The sequence below is a fragment of the Sporosarcina sp. resist genome (genome assembly GCF_014302295.1).
Taxonomy (GTDB): domain Bacteria; phylum Bacillota; class Bacilli; order Bacillales_A; family Planococcaceae; genus Sporosarcina; species Sporosarcina psychrophila.
This window is the reverse complement of sequence record NZ_CP060287.1, coordinates 1,844,212-1,862,624: the sequence shown is the minus strand read 5'-3', so window position 1 is coordinate 1,862,624 and position 18,413 is coordinate 1,844,212. Positions and strand designations below refer to the sequence as shown.

At 39.8% G+C, this 18,413-nt stretch carries 21 protein-coding genes and 1 tRNA gene; 3 read left to right on the top strand and 19 right to left on the bottom strand.

Translation table 11 applies throughout. The features are described 5' to 3' along the window. Window positions 1-226: 226 nt before the first annotated feature. The 8 genes from H7992_RS09315 to H7992_RS09280 all read right to left on the bottom strand — a co-directional run bounded on the left by H7992_RS09315 (window position 227) and on the right by H7992_RS09280 (window position 7,992). Window positions 227-931 carry a PD-(D/E)XK nuclease family protein gene (locus H7992_RS09315; protein WP_187047354.1) on the bottom strand — a complete coding sequence of 235 codons (705 nt, stop codon included), beginning with the start codon at window positions 929-931 and terminating at the stop codon, window positions 227-229. A gap of 83 nt (window positions 932-1,014) precedes the next feature. After that, window positions 1,015-1,380, bottom strand: a complete 366-nt coding sequence (locus H7992_RS09310; protein ID WP_187047353.1) for a hypothetical protein — start codon at window positions 1,378-1,380, stop codon at window positions 1,015-1,017. A 46-nt stretch (window positions 1,381-1,426) separates the two neighbouring features. Then, window positions 1,427-2,038: a DUF6036 family nucleotidyltransferase gene (locus tag H7992_RS09305; protein ID WP_187047352.1), complete on the bottom strand. Its 612-nt coding sequence runs from the start codon at window positions 2,036-2,038 to the stop codon at window positions 1,427-1,429. A gap of 13 nt (window positions 2,039-2,051) precedes the next feature. After that, entirely contained in the window at window positions 2,052-2,528 is a 477-nt protein-coding gene (ssb, locus tag H7992_RS09300) for a single-stranded DNA-binding protein (protein WP_187047842.1), read from the bottom strand. 69 nt (window positions 2,529-2,597) lie between these two features. After that, window positions 2,598-3,383 (bottom strand): hypothetical protein, encoded by a 786-nt coding sequence (locus tag H7992_RS09295; RefSeq protein WP_187047351.1) that lies wholly within the window; start codon window positions 3,381-3,383, stop codon window positions 2,598-2,600. 2 nt (window positions 3,384-3,385) lie between these two features. Next, window positions 3,386-4,666, bottom strand: a complete 1,281-nt coding sequence (locus tag H7992_RS09290) for a RecT family recombinase (protein ID WP_187047350.1) — start codon at window positions 4,664-4,666, stop codon at window positions 3,386-3,388. A gap of 606 nt (window positions 4,667-5,272) precedes the next feature. Further along, complete coding sequence (locus H7992_RS09285; RefSeq protein WP_187047349.1) at window positions 5,273-6,541, bottom strand: Cthe_2314 family HEPN domain-containing protein; 1,269 nt, start codon at window positions 6,539-6,541, stop codon at window positions 5,273-5,275. A 914-nt stretch (window positions 6,542-7,455) separates the two neighbouring features. After that, a complete protein-coding gene (locus H7992_RS09280; protein ID WP_187047348.1) occupies window positions 7,456-7,992 on the bottom strand; it encodes a DUF4238 domain-containing protein in 537 nt (178 codons plus the stop codon). A 3-nt stretch (window positions 7,993-7,995) separates the two neighbouring features. Here H7992_RS09280 and H7992_RS25040 point away from each other — a divergent pair, with 3 nt between their 5' ends. Further along, window positions 7,996-8,262: an ImmA/IrrE family metallo-endopeptidase gene (locus tag H7992_RS25040; RefSeq protein WP_370569984.1), complete on the top strand. Its 267-nt coding sequence runs from the start codon at window positions 7,996-7,998 to the stop codon at window positions 8,260-8,262. A 22-nt stretch (window positions 8,263-8,284) separates the two neighbouring features. Then, a complete protein-coding gene (locus tag H7992_RS09270) occupies window positions 8,285-9,388 on the top strand; it encodes a tyrosine-type recombinase/integrase (RefSeq protein ID WP_370569983.1) in 1,104 nt (367 codons plus the stop codon). A 153-nt stretch (window positions 9,389-9,541) separates the two neighbouring features. Here the strand turns inward: H7992_RS09270 and H7992_RS09265 are convergent. From H7992_RS09265 to H7992_RS09215, 11 genes are all read right to left on the bottom strand, one after another. Continuing rightward, window positions 9,542-9,615 (bottom strand) — tRNA-Arg (locus tag H7992_RS09265). Between the two features lie 77 nt (window positions 9,616-9,692). Then, entirely contained in the window at window positions 9,693-10,187 is a 495-nt protein-coding gene (locus H7992_RS09260) for a metallophosphoesterase (protein ID WP_187047347.1), read from the bottom strand. Further along, a complete protein-coding gene (locus H7992_RS09255; RefSeq protein WP_067207875.1) occupies window positions 10,184-10,798 on the bottom strand; it encodes an XTP/dITP diphosphatase in 615 nt (204 codons plus the stop codon). Before H7992_RS09255 ends, H7992_RS09260 begins: the two co-directional genes overlap by 4 nt. Continuing rightward, entirely contained in the window at window positions 10,795-11,553 is a 759-nt protein-coding gene (gene rph, locus H7992_RS09250; protein ID WP_067207874.1) for a ribonuclease PH, read from the bottom strand. Before rph ends, H7992_RS09255 begins: the two co-directional genes overlap by 4 nt. 100 nt (window positions 11,554-11,653) lie before the next feature. Next, window positions 11,654-12,448 (bottom strand): glutamate racemase, encoded by a 795-nt coding sequence (gene racE, locus H7992_RS09245; protein ID WP_067207871.1) that lies wholly within the window; start codon window positions 12,446-12,448, stop codon window positions 11,654-11,656. A gap of 9 nt (window positions 12,449-12,457) precedes the next feature. Further along, the gene (locus H7992_RS09240) at window positions 12,458-12,913 is read right to left on the bottom strand and encodes a MarR family winged helix-turn-helix transcriptional regulator (protein WP_067207869.1); all 456 of its coding nucleotides are present in this window, start codon (window positions 12,911-12,913) and stop codon (window positions 12,458-12,460) included. Window positions 12,914-13,117: 204 nt separating this feature from the next. Further along, window positions 13,118-13,342, bottom strand: a complete 225-nt coding sequence (locus tag H7992_RS09235; RefSeq protein WP_067207867.1) for a helix-turn-helix domain-containing protein — start codon at window positions 13,340-13,342, stop codon at window positions 13,118-13,120. 72 nt (window positions 13,343-13,414) lie between these two features. Next, complete coding sequence (locus H7992_RS09230) at window positions 13,415-13,858, bottom strand: acyl-CoA thioesterase (protein WP_187047346.1); 444 nt, start codon at window positions 13,856-13,858, stop codon at window positions 13,415-13,417. Window positions 13,859-13,996: 138 nt separating this feature from the next. Beyond that, window positions 13,997-14,803 (bottom strand): succinate dehydrogenase iron-sulfur subunit, encoded by an 807-nt coding sequence (sdhB, locus tag H7992_RS09225; protein WP_067207861.1) that lies wholly within the window; start codon window positions 14,801-14,803, stop codon window positions 13,997-13,999. Window positions 14,804-14,808: 5 nt separating this feature from the next. Continuing rightward, on the bottom strand, window positions 14,809-16,563 hold the full coding sequence (gene sdhA / locus H7992_RS09220; protein ID WP_067207858.1) for a succinate dehydrogenase flavoprotein subunit: 1,755 nt from the start codon (window positions 16,561-16,563) through the stop codon (window positions 14,809-14,811). Window positions 16,564-16,683: 120 nt separating this feature from the next. After that, the gene (locus H7992_RS09215) at window positions 16,684-17,292 is read right to left on the bottom strand and encodes a succinate dehydrogenase cytochrome b558 subunit (protein ID WP_187047345.1); all 609 of its coding nucleotides are present in this window, start codon (window positions 17,290-17,292) and stop codon (window positions 16,684-16,686) included. Between the two features lie 237 nt (window positions 17,293-17,529). Between H7992_RS09215 and H7992_RS09210 the strand changes: the two genes are divergently transcribed. Further along, window positions 17,530-17,946 carry a YslB family protein gene (locus H7992_RS09210; RefSeq protein WP_187047344.1) on the top strand — a complete coding sequence of 139 codons (417 nt, stop codon included), beginning with the start codon at window positions 17,530-17,532 and terminating at the stop codon, window positions 17,944-17,946. Window positions 17,947-18,413: the final 467 nt, after the last annotated feature.

Genomic DNA, 18,413 nt, shown 5'->3' with positions numbered 1-18,413 from the left:
AGATAAAACAATTAAATCAACCATTACTTTTTCCTCCACATACATTTCGTCTAATTTAAACCCCGTCAGATATGATAGCAATTCTTCCGCTAACGCTCATAGTTCATACCGCTTACACTATACTGTAGTCATCGTCATGTAAATACCTCCCCCCATTAATTATTGGACATAAAAAAACCGAAGGGGATAATCCACATCGGCGCTAACTCTGCTATATTTCTATCTTTTAGTAACTACTAAAATTTCGATAACACTCAATAGCAAACGGACAATGCCTACAATGACTAGAAGGCGTTGAAAGGAATAAACTCTCCGCTTCTTCCGGTAGCATATCCAAAATCTCACGTTTGAAATTAATTTCATTTGCTACACCCAAAGCCCACTGTCTAGATCTGTCCATATCAGCCTGATTAAAAACGTGTTTGCTCGCTCTTCTGAATCGAAGAAAGTACAAACTACCTTCAACGACAGATTGATTCTTTAATTGACCAACTGCCCACGCATACAACCCTACCTGATGATTATCTCGAACATCGTAGCTAACCCGATTCGTTTTCCAATCGACTATTGTACTTCCGTCTGGTGAAACAAGATCAATATACCCTTGTAACATCGGGGCTGAATCTTCATCAGAAAGTGGAAGTTGAAAGTGAATCTCCGTTTCCCCCATGTTCTCTGTAAGCGGTGCATAACTAACCAACTCTGACATTTCATCCATCGTCACTTTTGGATGAAACTCGGCTTCAATCATCCCATTTAAAATGGCTTCTGAATGAGACACCCCATTAATTTTATCTTCGACCGCTTTATGAACCCCTTTCCCCAAAGCTAAAGGGTAGGTTGCTGGTTCTTCGTATCCTTCGATGTGTTTCTTGAAGAAGCGATAAGGACAGGTTGTGTAGAGACTTAATCTTGAAAAGGAAAAGATCATAGTGAATTCTCCTTTCTATTTGAGTTATCAAAAAAAGCCGACTACCCCGTAATGGGTAAATCGACTTTTAAAAGATACTTCGCCTATTTTACTTTGACTAACCTAATTTTCTTTTGGCTACTCATTTTCTGTTTTACGTGCTCTTTAACATCATCAGAAAGTGTCGCGTTCAGATGAAGACGATTAACAACTACTCGTAGCATTTTTGCTACATCTTCTCTTCGATGAAGATTGAGTTCAGGAAATAATTGAGTAACTAGTTCCCTGGCATCATCATTGTCATAAAACGAATTAACATTACCAGCTTTACGAGCAACTTCTAGTGCCAATTCCGCTGTCCGTTGACGGTAACTAGTTCCACCTTCTAACAGATAATCATTCTGTTGCTGCAGTTTTTCAACAAAGGCTGAAAAAGGAACAGCGTATTTCTTATCAGTCATCGAATTCATCCTGAACGACTCCCTTCTTTCATTATATTGTGCACTCTTTCCTACATTATATGCCTTTTTCTTCAAATATGCGAGTTAACGAATACAGATTCAAATTAGGATTATCGGTGTTTAATAAGTACATTTTGTACTCCTCCACCATATCTAACAACTTTTCTTTGTTACAACTCTCAAGTATTATCGTCTTTTCCAAATCTACTAGATCCTTTTCACGGGCCGAAAATATTTTGCTGCAGGCCAGCAGTTCAATATCAGGAACATATACTTCAATTGATGTAAAATCTACATCTAACTTGAACATAGAACTCTTTTTAAAATCTTCCAATGGTGGTAATTCCATTACCCCACCTACTATATCTATATCCAAGTCTTCCAGTAACGACCTCAATTTTTGAACGTCATTTGTACTAAGAAGATTTATGTCCACATCCATCGTAGGCCGAAATGTCTTATCATGTAACTCCATGAAAAGTAATATCCCTGAACCGCCCAAAATGACTAATTCAGCCCCTATTTTTTGTTTATTACATTTGAAATCAAGCACATGCAATAACTCAATAATTTCGTACATACTATTATATTTCCATTTCATTTTATTTTTCCTCCCTTTCATTTTTGACAAACAAAAAGAGACTGGTTTCCCAATCCCTCTTTTCATCTAAATTCTCCTATTAGAATGGCAGGTCATCATCGCTTACCACAACAGGACCTCCACTCGTTTCGAATTGATTACCATTTTGATTTTGAGTGTTACTGTTACTAGCGTAAGGATTAGGCTGTTTCTGGGAGCTCTCCTGTCCTTGCCGTTGTTGGTTGCCTTGACCTTGAGGTTTCGGGTCGAGAAATTGTACAAAGTCAGCGACAACCTCTGTGACGTATATACGGTCACCCTTGTCGTTTTCATAATGCCGTGTGCTAATACGACCATTCACCGCAGCTTGACTGCCTTTTTTAAGGAAGTTAGCCGCATTTTCGGCAGGTTTCCTCCAAACTTGAACCATGATGAAGTCAGCTTCATTTTCACCATTAGCATTTTTAAATGGACGCTTCACTGCAAGCATAAAGTTGCAAACAGCAACACCGTTTTGTGTGTATTTTAGTTCTGGCTTTTTCGTCAGACGACCTACCAAACTAACGTTATTCATAATTCACTCCTTTTCTCGCAACTAATTTTCAGCTACGTCCCTATTTCTCCTCCGTGAAGGGTAACGGTTATTTTAATTAGCGAAAGACATTTTGTCATTAACGATTGCTTCCTTTTTACGAGTCCCTTTTAAAGACTTTTGCATTTCATCCGTTTTTAGCATGTGATAAAGGAAAATGACGTTGTACACGACTTTATCCATTTCAAAGTCATAGGTGGACAACGATACTTTCCATGCAGCCCTTCCTATTTCAGCACCTTGAATAGCCCAACCAGCACGATCCGCTTCATCTTTCACATATTCAGCCAATACTCGATTGAACATCAATTGAATTTGTGTATCGTGACAGGACTGCATAACGTAATGAAGAAGGTTATTTTGACGCTCCTCTTGATTTTCGATATGAGCTACCACTATGAACATAGCAAAGTGCTTTGCAAGCTCTTCGTATTCATAGTTCTGCCAGTCACTAAAGACCATTTCTCTATTCTCTTTGAATGCGGCTCGGTTCTCCCGTTTGTATTCAGCCCAACCAATGGACCGAAGTTGATGTGCATTCAAGCTTTCAGCCGGATGTATGGGTTTCTTTCTTATCCCGAAATACTTTTTGCGTATTTCAGAATAAGGTAGTCCCGATATCTTGGCTTCAAAGTCCAATACGCCACCTGAAACACCACAAAACCAACATTTAAAAAGTTGATCATGTGTGTTTAGCGACAAATAAAATTTATGTCCTTTACCCGCCTTGGAGTCCTCAGCACAAAAACAGCATTTGCAAAGTGTCTCTTTTTTTCCGTGAGAGCGAGGATTGAACGAGAGCCCATATTCCTCTGCAACTTTTAATATTTCAGGAAGCATAATTAAGCTGCCCCCTTATCCGCATCTCCCAATTTCTCGAAAAACGTAAATCCATTTTCTGTACGGGTCTGCATCGTAAACTGATCTCCTTCAATAAGGTGTTGTGTTTTTTGAACCGCTATTTCCCCTTGCGCAAACACCATTGTTTTAGTATTACTAGCCACACTTTTCACATACATTTTTGCGAAGGATACGCCACCCGGAGTTGTACCCTGTTCATACTTTTCCATGATGAACGCATCAAGTGGTTCAGAAGACGTTTGATTATCCTGTTGAACCGGCTCTTGAACGGATTCCTTTTGAACCGACTCTGATTGAGTTTCAGATTGAACATTCGCTTGAACAGTAGAGAATTCTTCAAGAAAATTAAAGCCACTTTCTTTTTTAATGACCATAGTCAACTCTTGGTCCGTTTTTATTTGGCTTAGGGAATCAATTAGTTCTTGTTTCTCCTTCACCAGAACAAGACTTACTTCATTGCTCTCTTTGTTCATAACATTCAATTTTGCGAATGGCACTTTTTGTGGGCTTACCCCTTTTTCAAAACTTTGTAGGATGAATACCCCTTCAATAATGTTGTTGCTTGATTGCTGAACAGGTGTCTCGGCAGCTTGTTGATTTCCTGTAATCTCGTATTGTTTTTTGGGGGCTGGATTAGACTGCTTCGGTGCATCCACATTGCCACTGTTGCTATTAAAGTCTTCTTCAATCGACATTTCTTCACGAGTGTATAAGCCACCTAGAGGGAACTGACGACGAAGTACGAAGACTTCTGCTATTCTTTGAATCATGGCAGAGGGCATTTTATCCCAAGTATTTTTATTGCCATACTTCGAGTTAAGTTCACCTGAATTTGCTTGAAAGTATTCTTGAAAATCCACGAAGACGGCAACCGGTCTAAAATGTTTATGATGCATGACTGCATAAGCACCTAGTATTGGACCACGCTTCTGACCGAACTCATGCCGAACACTTCCCTCTGATGGGATGAACTCGAATGTGTCTCCTTCTCTGACCACGTTAGCGTTAGGAGGTCCTACATAGCCTTCTTGCCTAGTAGCTACACGAAGCAACCCATCGCGAGTAGTAATGAAAGATGTGTTCGGACCGTTCTTCGTTTCATAACGTTGAAAAACGATATCACCAAGCAATGGATTCAAGCCGAATGTCTCACAGACTTCAATAAAATGGTCCGCCTCTTCTTGAGTCCCATTTGCTGGCTGAACAAACCGATTCCAAATCAACGACTTCTGTTCGTTTGTAAACGTAAGTACTTTTTCCACTTAAACCATCTCCTTTTGTATTTTTTATAAATAAAAAAGCCGACTTCACCCATAAGGGATCAATCGACTTTTATGTAACCCACTGAAACAGAAAACGAAAGTTGTTTTGTTTTCGTGTCATTTCAATGCAGCACTCCTTTCAGATTTTTAAAGCAAAAAAGCCAATTTCACCCATAGTGGGATCAATCGGCTTTTAAAATATATATCACGCAAATAATGCGTAAGTATCTAGTGTGCATACAGCAATTTTATGACGGAAGACGTCTGCCTAACTTTTCTCAAAAGAGAATGAAAATACAAAGGCTAACATTTGTGTCGAATCTCCTTTAGTGAAGAATAAAAGGTATTACGACTTTCACCTGTGAAAAATGGTGACGTGAAAACTAATGAAATATGTATATATTATATCCAATTTGAAAGTGGTTCGCAATTGTAGGGAAATAATTTCTGTACAAATATTATTGAGGAACCAGGAAATTGAATTGATCATAAAAAAGTTGGCGTCAAATAGGTTACTTCATATCAAGTTGTTATCCGGCATATTTCGCATGACTATTCTTAGTTTTTTGAAACAATACCAAAATATATTTTCCAAGTTATTTTGCTCTATAGCTTTTTACCAATACTATTTTGTGCAACCTCACTTTTAGAACGATTTGAAACACTCAACGAGTTATTTTCAAAATATTCTTCCGACAAGCTATATATAATGCTCCCAACAATATCAAACATATTGGTAATCAAAGACCTCATCTCCTCAGAACTTCTATTAAAGTCGAGGGATAATTTCTTATGAGCAATATTCTGCCTAATCCTACTCATCTCAATATACTCCGTACTTCCCCTTAAATCACTTAAGTCTTTTATTAATAATGAAGAGTTATTATTATTTTTCTTATCAATCGAATCTATAACAGCTTTAAAGTATGATTTTTTGATTCGTAAATCCATTTTTTTATAAAGATAGAGACCTAACTTGTCAAAAATTCTATAGATTATTGATATAGACATACGTACAAAATATTGGTAATGTTCTCGTTTTAGACCTGAGTAACTCTGATTTACATATTCCGATTCCTCATCTTTATAGACTATTAATAACGATTTATTAAGTTCTAAATACTTAAATCCTAGATCAATAATATTTTTCCCTTCATCGTCCAATTTATTATTCTCCATAACTCGATGACTTATCTCACATAACATCTCATTTATTCCAATTTGCAATTTATTGGCTCTGGACATGGTTTGGATTCTTTCGCTGAGTGGAACTATTTTATAAGTTACTTTTATATTTTCTACTTTTCCCTTCAAATAATTTGCATCGATTAATTTCATCGATAGATCAAATATTCCTCCAATATATAACACCATCTTTTCAACATTTACTTCATTTATTATTTCAAAATAATCTCCATCGTAAAACGGATCAATATTATGTTCTATTTGATTTCTCCAATTTTTCTCTTTTAATATAAGTTCACTTATATTGCAAAACTCTTTAAACAACTCACTATCTTTCAATTTTCTTTCATTGAAAATATCATAAATTTTACCATCAACCACTTTTAATGTCGTGACATACTCACGAAAAAATGCTGTATGCGGAAGAAACTTTACATTTGAACCTTCTATACTACTACAAGAATCAAATAAATAATCCAATGTTTGTAATAGATGCATTATATCTTCCAATAAATACTTTATTGATTCATTTTCCATATCGATAATAGCGTTATTCAATGATGTTCCAATAATTTTAACTGTTTCACTATTGTCTCGTAATGAGTTAAGAATCCTTCGATAATCATATTCGGTCTGTTTATCATATAATCGCTGTTTATCCAATGAACTCAATTTATCTGGATATTTCATAGGATTGCACCTCGCTTCGTATATTATTCACACGTTTTTTCGTGACGGACAAAACACCATCGTTCAGGATCATATGCCAACTCAACACCAGCAATATCTGAACTTTTGATTACAGCCAATGAAATGTACCACCCCTAACATGTTTTTACCACCGAAGAACAACAAATGTACCAGTGAATGACAAGTAGTTTACCATAGCTACCCCTTTACATGAGAGACGTGGATATAGGATACACAACGACTGGGGAGGGTTGCTGATTCTTAAACTCACAACTTTACACCGAGTGACGGGCATGATAGCCTTGGCGGGGCAAGCCAGCACGTGTTGCTGATTTCCTGGCTTGAGTGTCATGCCCGTGAAGGCTCGGTGTCAAGTTGTTAACCAGCTCATGCCGCTTTGAGGTCATGCTGTCAAAAAAGCTATCTCTCCAGTTGGGATTCAATGGTAAGAAAGATGTCACAAGTGGTAAAATCGCATGGCTCTAATCAACTTTACTTCTGCACACTTTTTAAAATGGGCAGAAGGTGTTGGTCCAAATACATTTACAACCATTAAAGCTATATTATCGGCCAATAAAAATAAAAAACAAGCATTAAAGTCATGTCTAGCACTTCCCAAACTTTCGGAACGGTATTCTTTTACACGTATCGAAGCTACCTGTAAAAAGCGTTAGAATACTCTCCTAGAGCAAACCTGAGCAGCATTAAGACGATATTAAAGACCGATCAAGACCAATCTGAGCGCTATACTTGCCAAATACAATCCATCTTTGCTAACAGGTTGGAGTGTGATGTGGACAATCGTTAATCTTTCTTGAGACGTGAGAACAGCACTACCTAAAATTCATACATTGATTGTACCAAGGAGATGCCGTGTTTGGATGTGCGTTATTTGAGTGGGGGCATAAATTAAATTAATCAATTTTAAAACTCTTTTCCCCTTCTAATATTACCAATAACTCAAGGGATTCTTTAGGCATTTTGGAAAAGAAATCAAAACCTTGCGATTCTAGCTTTCTATTATTTCTATCAATCCATGAAAAGTCATCTTTTGAAGAACAAATCTGTTCTATACTCTGATGATATTGTAAATTATTAAACATTTTGACTTTCTCCGGCCCAGCATCTACTATTCCATTGTTATACCCTAATGATATAGAGTCAAAAGCAATTAAGTAATTTTGGCTAAGAGGAACAGAAATTGTGTTTATATTTTTATTATTTACAGCAACGACTGGATTATCACCTATTACAAAAGGATGATCATCAGATGTTCGGTAGATAATAAAGTCCCTTTTCATTACCATTTCTATAAACGAAGAATTCAATCCATCATCATCCATTAATAAGAAATGAAGGCGTTCTATTTCTTTATCAAATTCGAATGAATATTCATTATTTTTCTTAATGAGAACCAAGCGGAGCAAAAGATTTGGCAAGACTTCGCACATGGATTGGCTTACATCTTAAGGCAAAGAGAATTCCAGTCCTCTATTCACAACCCTTTTCCTAGGTATCAAAAGTGGCAAGCAGAAGAATTTGCTTACCATCTCTGCATTCCAACTTTCATGTTAAACCTTTTGGTATTACCAAAACTTAGATGTGAAGCAATCCGTCTTATCGCAACGCTATTCAATGTTGAACATTCCTTTGCAAACAACAGATTAGAAATATGGTTACAGTATCGAGAAGCCTGTTACTTGGCTGGTTTAAACAAATGATTGATAGAAAGGTTGAAGTAGAATGGCGTCATTTCAAAAGAGAGGTAAGACATGGGAATATCGAGTTAGTCGCATGATAAACGGGACACAAAAACCTATTAGGAAAGGAGGATTCAGAACTAAGAAAGAAGCCGAAGTAGCAGCTACGGAGTTAGAGGCCAATTTAAGAAAAGGGGTTATTCCACATTTGAAACCTGAGCCCTTTGATGAATACTTTCGGGGATGGGTTGCAGACTACAAAGTCGACATAAGCACCATTACTCTTAAACGATACCAGGCCACCCTAGAAACGATAATATTCCACTTCGGGAATTCTCCCATACAAAACATCACTAAACGTCAATATCAGCAATTTCTGAACGTATATGGGCTGACTCATGCTAAAGAAACGACACGAAAGTTAAATACACATATTCGAGCTTGTATTAGAACGGCTATAGAGGAAAATATTATCTATAAGGATTTTACAAAAGATGTCGTTTTGACTGGGACTGCCAAGAAAAGGAATGAAGACAAGCACCTTAATTACGTGGAAAGCACACTATTTCTAAATAAATTATTTCAAATCACTAAGGATAGAAATCTAAGAACAATAACACATTACATATTGTTACTTGGCTTAACTTCAGGAATGAGGTTTGGAGAAATGATGGGTTTGACTCGAGAAGACTTTGATTTCACGAAAAATGAAATTGATGTTTATGAAACTTGGGATTATAAAGGAGGTAACGGTTTTATACCTACAAAAAATGAGCAATCTATCCGTATAATAAAAATGGATAATAAGACCATGTCGGCATTTCAAGTTTTGTTTAATGAAACACCGAACAATGAAATTGGACTTATTTTTTATAGTGAGATATCAAAATATAAATGTATCACTAATGAATACGTTAATAAGTTGTTACGTGGGATGCTTAAAAGTCTCGACATCGAATTGATTTCGGTTCATGGATTACGCCATACACACGCAAGTATCTTGCTGTACAGAAAGGTGTCCATATATTATGTTTCTGAAAGGTTAGGCCACAAAGATATTGATACCACATTGAAATATTATGCACACATCATAAAGAATTACGTGTACGTGATGAAAAGAGTACAATCGCTACCTTCGAGGAAATGATCGTGTGAAATGTGTATAATTTGAGTATAATGGTTTCACTTTCTATCGTTTTCTAACGAATTCTCCAAAAACAAAAAACCGCTACAAACGCTGTTAGTACAACGTTTGTAGCGGTTTTTTAATTTCTTAACTTCTTCTAACTTATCTTGATTATGTCCCAGGAGGGATTCGAACCCCCGACCGACGCCTTAGAAGGGCGTTGCTCTATCCAGCTGAGCTACTGAGACGTGCGTTTCAAACTTTCATTCATTCCCTAAGGACAATACTTAGTATATATTGCATTAGGAATAAAGTCAACGCTTTTTTAAATCTTTTTTATTTCTATAAAATCTACTATTTCCGATGCCATATTCTTGAATGTAACGCGCACTGTTTCATCCCATTCTACAACAGCATAAGTCGCATCTTTCCCGCCCCGCGGCTGCATTGTGCTGCCTGGATTCAAGAACAGTATTCCGTCTTTCATCTCAGCACCATACAAATGCGAATGGCCAAATAGAACGATATCTGCTCCAGATTCTTTTGCATAATAATAAAGCCCCATCAACGATTGTTTCACATCATGCTCATGACCATGTACAGCTAAAACTGTCTTCCCCTCTACCTTGACCGCAACAGATGCGGGAAACCTAGCATCCCTGTCACAGTTTCCACGGACTCTATGCATTGTCTGTAAAACTGAATCATCGAATGACAGCTCACTATCACCGCAATGGAAAGTCGCGTCCGCAGAAAGTGCAGAAACGGCTTTCACCGTTTCCTTATCTCCATGCGAATCACTCATAACAACAATCTTCATTCTGAATCACCTGCCACCGTCATATATTGAGGTAATTTGAATTTCAACTGAGCTAAAGCTGCTCCCCTGTGTGAAATCTCATTTTTCTCTTCAGGTGACAATTCCGCCATCATTCGATTCTTTTCAGGCACGAAGAAGACTGGATCATAGCCGAAGCCGTTCTTTCCTTGACGTTCATGGTGAATCAGACCTTCACAGCTACCCGAAAACGTTTCTGTAACCAAACCAGGACCAGCCACTGCTAGCACGCAGCGGAATCGAGCGGTACGACCATCCACAGGCGTCGTTTCTAGCTCCTGTAGTACTTTGTCGATATTTGCATCATCATTCTTCTCGAGACCCGCATAACGCGCGGAGTAGACGCCTGGCGCGCCGCCAAGCGCATCGATTTCAAGTCCACTATCATCTGCAATAACGATTTTGCCAAGCAAGCGTGCGACCGTCTCTGCTTTCAGAATCGCATTCGCCTCAAATGTGTCGCCCGTTTCTTCTACATCGATATCTCCTTCGATATCATTTAACGTAAGAACTTTTACTCCCAGTGGCTTAAACAACGCTTCAAAGTCTTTTGCCTTGCCCACATTATTCGTGGCTATCAATACTTCCTTCATGATTCACCTTGTTCTTTCGGTTTGATCAACTGCGCAACAAGTCCAAGTGCTTCTTTTTGCACTTCAACTAGTTGGTTAATTCCTACTTCTGCAAGCTCCACAAGACCGTTCATCTCAACGCGCGTAAATGTCGATTCTTCGCCTGTCCCCTGAAGTTCGACGAAAGCGCCGGCACCAGTCATAACAACATTCATATCGACAGCAGCCGACGAATCCTCGATGTAGTCCAGATCCAGAATGAGTTCACCCTCAACCGTCTTCCCTACACTCGTTGCAGCAAGGAAATCAGTTATCGGGAATTTAGCTAATCCTTTTTCGATGTGTAGTTTCGAGATTGCCATTGCTGTTGCGACGAACGCACCCGTAATCGACGCTGTACGCGTACCACCATCTGCCTGGATAACGTCACAGTCCACCCAGATAGTTCGTTCACCAAGCGTCTCCAAATCGATGACAGCGCGCAGTGCACGGCCTATCAAGCGCTGTATTTCCATCGTACGTCCGCTAACCTTACCTTTTGAAGCTTCACGTTGCGTTCTTTGTCCAGTAGCGCGTGGCAACATAGAATATTCCGCTGTTATCCAGCCTTTTCCGCTATTACGTAAAAAATGTGGAACCCGTTCTTCTATAGAAGCTGTACAAATCACCTTCGTATTTCCGACCGTAATAAGAACTGAGCCTTCGGGGTGAATTAAATAATCTGTTTCAATTGTTACCGGCCTAATCATGTCGGCCATTCTTCCATCATGTCTCATATCGTGTACCCTCCATCATTCAGATTGCGCATTCATCTTATCATAACTCATTTCATATACGCAAAAACCCGGATGTCCAAATCTGGACATTCCGGGTTTCTTACAATTCAATATAGCTTACATTAGGCTTTTCAATCGACAACCAGTCTTCAACAATGCCTTGAAAAGTTTCTGACTCCCCTGTTGTATAAAAAACAGGTGCCACTACGCTGTCAGCAATGCGCTCAATGCCTTTAGAAAGTAGAATACGTTCAACATCACACACTGTTTCTACCGCGGATGAAATAATTTTTACATTATTCGGAAGGGAGGTTGTAATATGTTGCTGCAATAATGGATAATGTGTACACCCCAATATCGCCGCATCAAAATCTTTCCCCTCAAGTTCACGGAGTGTACGGTCAACAATGATACCTGCATTATCTGACTTATACTGACCACTTTCGACAATTGGAACAAATTCAGGACACGCAAGTGAGTAAACCATCGCATTCGGTGAAAGAACATGGATTGCATCATTATAAGCGCCACTTTTAATCGTTCCAGCAGTCCCAAGCACAGCAATTTTTCCCGCCACGGACGCATTAACTGCAGCCCGTGCACCTGGCACGATAACGCCGATGACAGGAAATGAAAATCGTGCTCGGATATCATCGAGTGCAACAGCCGTAGCCGTATTGCAAGCAATGACAAGCATTTTTATACCCATTTCGGAAAGTGCTGATGCCATCTCCATTGTAAACTCCCGGACTTCGTCAATCGGCCGGGGCCCATATGGACAACGAGCATCATCCCCTATATAGACAATGGGTTCATGTGGTAGTCGATTGAGCATCTCTTTAACCACGGTTAGCCCGCCGACGCCCGAATCAATTACTCCAATTGGTGCTTCCACTAAAATCCCTCAATCCTTTTTCATCTCTTGATGTAGTTTACTCAGCAAATCTGAGAAGTCCTTCACTTGTTGTTCATCGAAGTCTACTAACACCGAATTCAAATAATGACGGCGTTTATCAATTACTTCTTCGATTACCCGTTCACCTTCGCTAAGAAGATGAATTCGGACAACACGGCGATCTTGATCATTGCGGACACGCTTCACAAGCGAGTTCTTTTCCATCCGATCGACCAAATCAGTCGTAGTACTGAATGCAAGGAACATCTTGTTCGACAAATCCCCAATCGTCATATCTCCATGTTCAAATAGCCACTGTAAAGCAACGAATTGAGGTGGAGTGATTGTATAATTACTAAGAATTCTACGGCCTTGTTGTTTGATGATTGCTGCAACATACCGTAATTCTTTCTCCATATGTGCAACTTCATCTGTATATTGAATTTTTGGTGGGTTATTTTCCATCAACTGAACCAGCTCCCTGAAAACAAATACTGTCTACCTATTGTCCCCCTTTTTTGCGCTTATGGCAATACCTAATAAATTGATGGTAAAAAACGTTAAAAAAAAGCTGTTTGAGAGCTGCATAATGCAGATCAAACAGCTACTGTTACAAGGCATCAATCACCTACACTCGGCTATGATCACCCTTCATCATTAACACCTGCTTCAACGCAATTGTAACTCTCCCAACCGTAACAATTCGATTACCGCTTGTGCTCTGCCGGAAACACCTAGCTTTTGAATTGTGTTCGAAATATGGTTGCGAACAGTCTTTTCGCTGATTCCGAGCCGCCCCGCAATATCTTTTGTCGTTTGATCTTCAACGAGCAGATTAAAAATTTCTCGCTCTCTTGCCGTAAGCAAAGAACGGTTTTTAGAGTCCTCTATCAAGACGCGCCCTCCTATCCACTTTCACTTTAAAATATGTGAAGAGGCGGCGAGCTGTGCCGGCTACATGGTGATTTAGTTAACAAAAAGTATTTTCTCCTCTTCAGACCACGCAACACCTTTGCCCGTCTGTCTGCCAATCTGAACCATCGTACCTCGTCCTGTGAAGACGATATCATCTTTACTGTTCTTCGCCATATAGTGAATATCAACAGAACTGTTACTAACTGCGGCAGCTTTAACGAATATTTCCAACTTTTCATCAAAAAAGACTTGCTTCAAAAAATCACATTGCAAATCAGCAACGACCGGAAAATTTTCACCCTTTGGATCAAGCCAATTATTCATAAGCCTAATCTCTTTTAAGAACTCAATCCTCGCATGCTCAAAATAAATAAATGGGACCGTGTTGTTCAAATGACCATACATGTCCGTCTCAGAAAAACGAACGGATATAGGTACAGAAAACTTGAATTCCGATTCCCATGTCGACAACTCTTTTATGTACACTGCTTTCACTCACCAAACATCTCCTCTTCTAAAATGAATACCCATTCATCTATTCTATCAAATACTCCCTAATAAATGAAGGTGCTAAACAAAAATAGAAAAAAGCCCCGCCAAGGCATAATGCCGTAGCGAGGCTAGGGACTGAAATCAGTCCACCATATGGTCACTTCCGAAGAAGTTTTTGAACATTTGTACGTTCGTTGCACGGTTCATTGCTGCAATCGAAGTAGTCAAAGGAATTCCTTTTGGACATGCAACTACACAGTTTTGTGAGTTACCACATTCACCAATTCCACCGTCTGTCATAATCGTAGCCAGACGTTCGTCTTTGTTCATTGCACCAGTTGGATGCGAGTTGAACAGCCGTACTTGTGATAGCAATGCAGGTCCCATGAAGTTCGTATTGTCGTTAACGTTCGGGCATGCCTCAAGACATACACCACACGTCATACATTTTGAAAGTTCATATGCCCATTGGCGTTTACGCTCAGGCATACGAGGTCCTTCACCAAGGTCATATGTGCCGTCAATCGGAACCCATGCCTTAATTTTTTTCAACGAATCAAACATGAATTCTCTGTCAACAATCAAGTCGCGAACGACTGGGAATGTCTTCATTGGTTCAAGTTTAATCGGTTGTGTAAACTGATCTACAAGTGCCGTACAAGATTGGCGTGGACGTCCATTGATAACCATTGAACATGCCCCACAAACCTCTTCCAAACAGCTCATTTCCCAGTTAACTGGTGTCGTTTGCTTACCTTCTGCGTTGACCGGGTTACGACGAATTTCCATTAAAGCAGAAATGACGTTCATATTCGGTCTATATTCTAATTCAAAACTTTCCCAATAAGGTTGTGATTCAGCAGTATCCTGACGTCGAATTTCAAAAAGAACCGTTTTCTGTGACGTCTGCTGTTCACGTTCTTGTACTGCCGTATTGTTCTCGCTCATTTAGGTCAATCTCCTTTCTTCGCGGAGTAATCGCGTGTACGTGGTGGAATCAAGGAAACATCTACTTCTTCATAATGGAAGATTGGTGCAGAATGTCCATCGAATTTCGCCATTGTCGTTTTCAAGAAGTTCTCATCATCACGATTCGGGAAGTCCGGTTTGTAATGGGCTCCACGGCTTTCATTACGGTTAAGTGCACCAAGAGTAATAACACGAGCCAAGTATAGCATGTTTTTCAGTTGACGCGTAAATGTTGCACCTTGGTTAGACCATAGTTGTGTATCCGTAATGTTGATGTTTTCATAACGCTCAAGAAGCTCAACGATTTTATCGTCTGTCGCTTGTAGTCTGTCATTGTAACGAACTACTGTTACGTTATCAGTCATCCATTCGCCAAGTTCTTTATGAAGAACATAAGCGTTTTCAGTACCGTTCATTTTAAGCGTATCATCCCACTTCTGCTGCTCTTCTTTCACTGCTGCGTCGAAGATTGTAGAAGGAAGGTCCACTACAGAACGTTTCAAACCTTTCATGTAATGAATAGCGTTCGGTCCTGCGACCATACCGCCGTAAATTGCTGAAAGGAGTGAGTTTGCGCCAAGACGGTTTGCACCGTGCTGTGAATAATCACATTCACCCGCCGCGAATAGACCTGGAATACTTGTTTGCTGATTATAGTCAACCCATAGTCCGCCCATTGAATAGTGGACAGCCGGGAAGATTTTCATCGGTAATTTACGTGGATCGTCGCCTGTGAATTTCTCATAGATTTCGATGATTCCACCAAGCTTAATATCAAGCTCTTTTGGATCCTTATGGGAAAGGTCCAGATACACCATGTTTTCACCGTTGATACCAAGTTTTTGGTTAACACAAACGTCAAATATTTCACGTGTTGCGATATCACGCGGTACTAGGTTACCGTAATCCGGATACTTTTCTTCAAGGAAGTACCAAGGCTTGCCGTCTTTATAAGTCCAGACACGTCCACCTTCACCACGTGCCGATTCACTCATAAGACGCAGTTTATCGTCTCCTGGAATTGCTGTTGGGTGAATTTGGATAAATTCACCATTCGCGTAGTGTGCACCTTGCTGATAAACGATAGAAGCTGCAGAACCTGTATTGATGACAGAGTTTGTCGTTTTCCCGAAAATGATTCCAGGTCCACCTGTTGCCATAATGACTGCATCACCTTTAAAGGCTTGAATCTCCATCGTTTTCATGTTTTGCGCTTTAATACCGCGACAAACGCCTTCTTCATCAAGAATAACACCAAGGAATTCCCAGTGTTCGTATTTCGTCACAAGTCCAGCAACTTCATGACTTCGAACTTGCTCGTCTAATGCGTAAAGGAGCTGCTGTCCTGTCGTCGCACCAGCGAAAGCCGTACGGTGATGCATTGTACCTCCGAAACGTCGGAAATCCAACAATCCTTCTGGCGTACGGTTGAACATAACGCCCATCCGGTCCAATAGACTGATGATTCCTGGTGCTGCATCCGTCATTGCCTTAACTGGTGGTTGATTCGCAAGGAAGTCTCCGCCGTATACAGAGTCATCGAAATGAATGTCAGGTGAGTCGCCTTCCCCTTTTGTATTTACTGCACCATTAATGCCGCCTTGTGCACATACAGAGTGGGAACGTTTAACCGGAACAATGGAGAACAAGTCAACCGGCGTACCTTCTTCAGCGGCTTTGATAGTTGCCATCAGGCCGGCTAGTCCACCGCCGACGACAATCAATCTGCTTTTTGCCATTATTGTTTCACTCCTCAAATTATAGGTGATCTCGTAGTCATTTAGTTAAGTTGTTATTCAATTACGCCTCGGCGTAATTGCGTCCAAATTTGAATCAGCAGGGATTTCTGCTGATTCAAATTAAACAAATGCAAGTAGTGCTTGTATACCGATTACAGAAAGCACTAGGAATATTGCCATTGAGATATACGTAACGATGGTTTGTGAACGTGGAGATTGTGTAATTCCCCAGCTTACTAGGAATGACCAAACGCCGTTCGCCAAGTGGAATGTAGCTGCAAGGACACCTGCAATGTAGAACGCAAGCATGAATGGACTCGATAAGATGTCAGCCATCATATCGTAGTCCACATCAGCTCCCAATGCTTTTTGAACTCTTGTTTGGAAGATGTGCCATGCGATGAACACGACTAGGAATACTCCCGTAATTCGTTGTAGCATAAACATCCAGTTTCGGAAAGTCCCGTAACGCTTTACGTTATTTTTCGCTGTGAAAGCTATGTACACACCATAGAACGCATGGAACATAAGTGGGATGTAGATGATGAACCATTCAAGAAACAATACGAACGGTAAGTTACCCATGAAATTGGATGCAGTGTTGAATGCCTCTGGGCCGCGTGTGGCAAAATGGTTAATCACTAAGTGTTGGGCAACAAAAAGCCCCACTGGAATGATTCCGAGCAGTGAATGAAGACGACGCAAATAAAAATCTGATTCTCTCGACAAGTCTTTTACCCTCCTTTATTAACTGAGTCCTTCAGTGCGCCTCTGTCATCATTTCGACATGAAGCGACCGTTGACGACGTACCTCTTCGTGGTACAATATTATGACATAACCATTGTACTCCTCAGTTTTGAAGAGGTCAAGACGATGTGGGCTTTTCGACACGCCCGAATTTAATATATTATTATTCTCTTGGATTCACTAACGCTATCATTTAACTGAAAGGGTTGCATATTCGATTGGAAAATACTACATATGATTCACCAACCCGTTTTGGCTATGAAATTTTACGAGATCACGTGTTGCCAAGTATCCTCGGGAAACATGAAGATGAAATCCTCTATTGGGCCGGAAAAGAAGTAGCTCGAAAATTCCCGATTTTTGGTGTTGATGAACTTCCTGAATTCTTTCAAGAAGCCGGATGGGGGCCACTTCATCTTGAAAAGACGTTGAAAGACGAGGCTTTTTATTCTTTAAAAAATGATTTCGCTACAAATGCCCAAAACAGATCTTGCCAACTTGAAGCCGGTTTCATTGCACAACAGTACCAGAAATTTAGTGGATTGCTCACTGAGTGCTACGGAGAATTTAACGCAAAGGATGGTCTCATCCATTTCCAAGTCAAATGGGACTTAAAAACGAAAGTTGAGGCATGAAAAAGAAGATGCATCCTTTAAATCGGGCGCATCTTCTTTTTCATACAACTAATCTATATATGTTGAACTATTGATTCTATATGATCTCCAGCGAAGGCATCTCTATGCGCCGTGCGTTGTACAGGGGTTTCTTTATGTCAACATATATAACTAAAAATAACCAGTAAATTACTGCTTATTTTCATGATGAAACACTCTATGTACAGTTTCCGTTGGGTTGCACCTCTCGCAGTTTTCTCGTTAATCGCATGAGGGGTTTTTGGGAACGAATGAATAAGCACTTTCCAATCCATAATAGAGCAGCCAAAGATGGAATTTTGGCTGCTGAATCCATCTATATAGCATTTCCTTTTTAATTTTAAGGAAGTGTCACTTTCTATATGGAATTGCACTGTAACTTGTATAGTCTTAACTAAAATTTACAAGGAAGGCTTTATTAAAAGTGATAGAGCGCCCTTTGTCTTCAG

Excerpts from the sequence above, each read along its gene's own strand:
- sdhA (WP_067207858.1), bottom strand. The coding sequence starts at position 16,563 with ATGGCAAAAAGCAGATTGATTGTCGTCGGCGGTGGACTAGCCGGCCTG.
- sdhB (WP_067207861.1), bottom strand. The coding sequence starts at position 14,803 with ATGAGCGAGAACAATACGGCAGTACAAGAACGTGAACAGCAGACGTCA.
- H7992_RS09255 (WP_067207875.1), bottom strand. The coding sequence starts at position 10,798 with ATGAAGGAAGTATTGATAGCCACGAATAATGTGGGCAAGGCAAAAGAC.
- H7992_RS09260 (WP_187047347.1), bottom strand. The coding sequence starts at position 10,187 with ATGAAGATTGTTGTTATGAGTGATTCGCATGGAGATAAGGAAACGGTG.
- H7992_RS09270 (WP_370569983.1), top strand. The coding sequence starts at position 8,285 with ATGGCGTCATTTCAAAAGAGAGGTAAGACATGGGAATATCGAGTTAGT.
- H7992_RS09240 (WP_067207869.1), bottom strand. The coding sequence starts at position 12,913 with ATGGAAAATAACCCACCAAAAATTCAATATACAGATGAAGTTGCACAT.
- H7992_RS09310 (WP_187047353.1), bottom strand. The coding sequence starts at position 1,380 with ATGAATTCGATGACTGATAAGAAATACGCTGTTCCTTTTTCAGCCTTT.
- rph (WP_067207874.1), bottom strand. The coding sequence starts at position 11,553 with ATGAGACATGATGGAAGAATGGCCGACATGATTAGGCCGGTAACAATT.
- H7992_RS09305 (WP_187047352.1), bottom strand. The coding sequence starts at position 2,038 with ATGAAAAGAGGGATTGGGAAACCAGTCTCTTTTTGTTTGTCAAAAATG.
- H7992_RS09315 (WP_187047354.1), bottom strand. The coding sequence starts at position 931 with ATGATCTTTTCCTTTTCAAGATTAAGTCTCTACACAACCTGTCCTTAT.
- H7992_RS09295 (WP_187047351.1), bottom strand. The coding sequence starts at position 3,383 with ATGCTTCCTGAAATATTAAAAGTTGCAGAGGAATATGGGCTCTCGTTC.
- H7992_RS09285 (WP_187047349.1), bottom strand. The coding sequence starts at position 6,541 with ATGAAATATCCAGATAAATTGAGTTCATTGGATAAACAGCGATTATAT.
- H7992_RS09280 (WP_187047348.1), bottom strand. The coding sequence starts at position 7,992 with ATGTGCGAAGTCTTGCCAAATCTTTTGCTCCGCTTGGTTCTCATTAAG.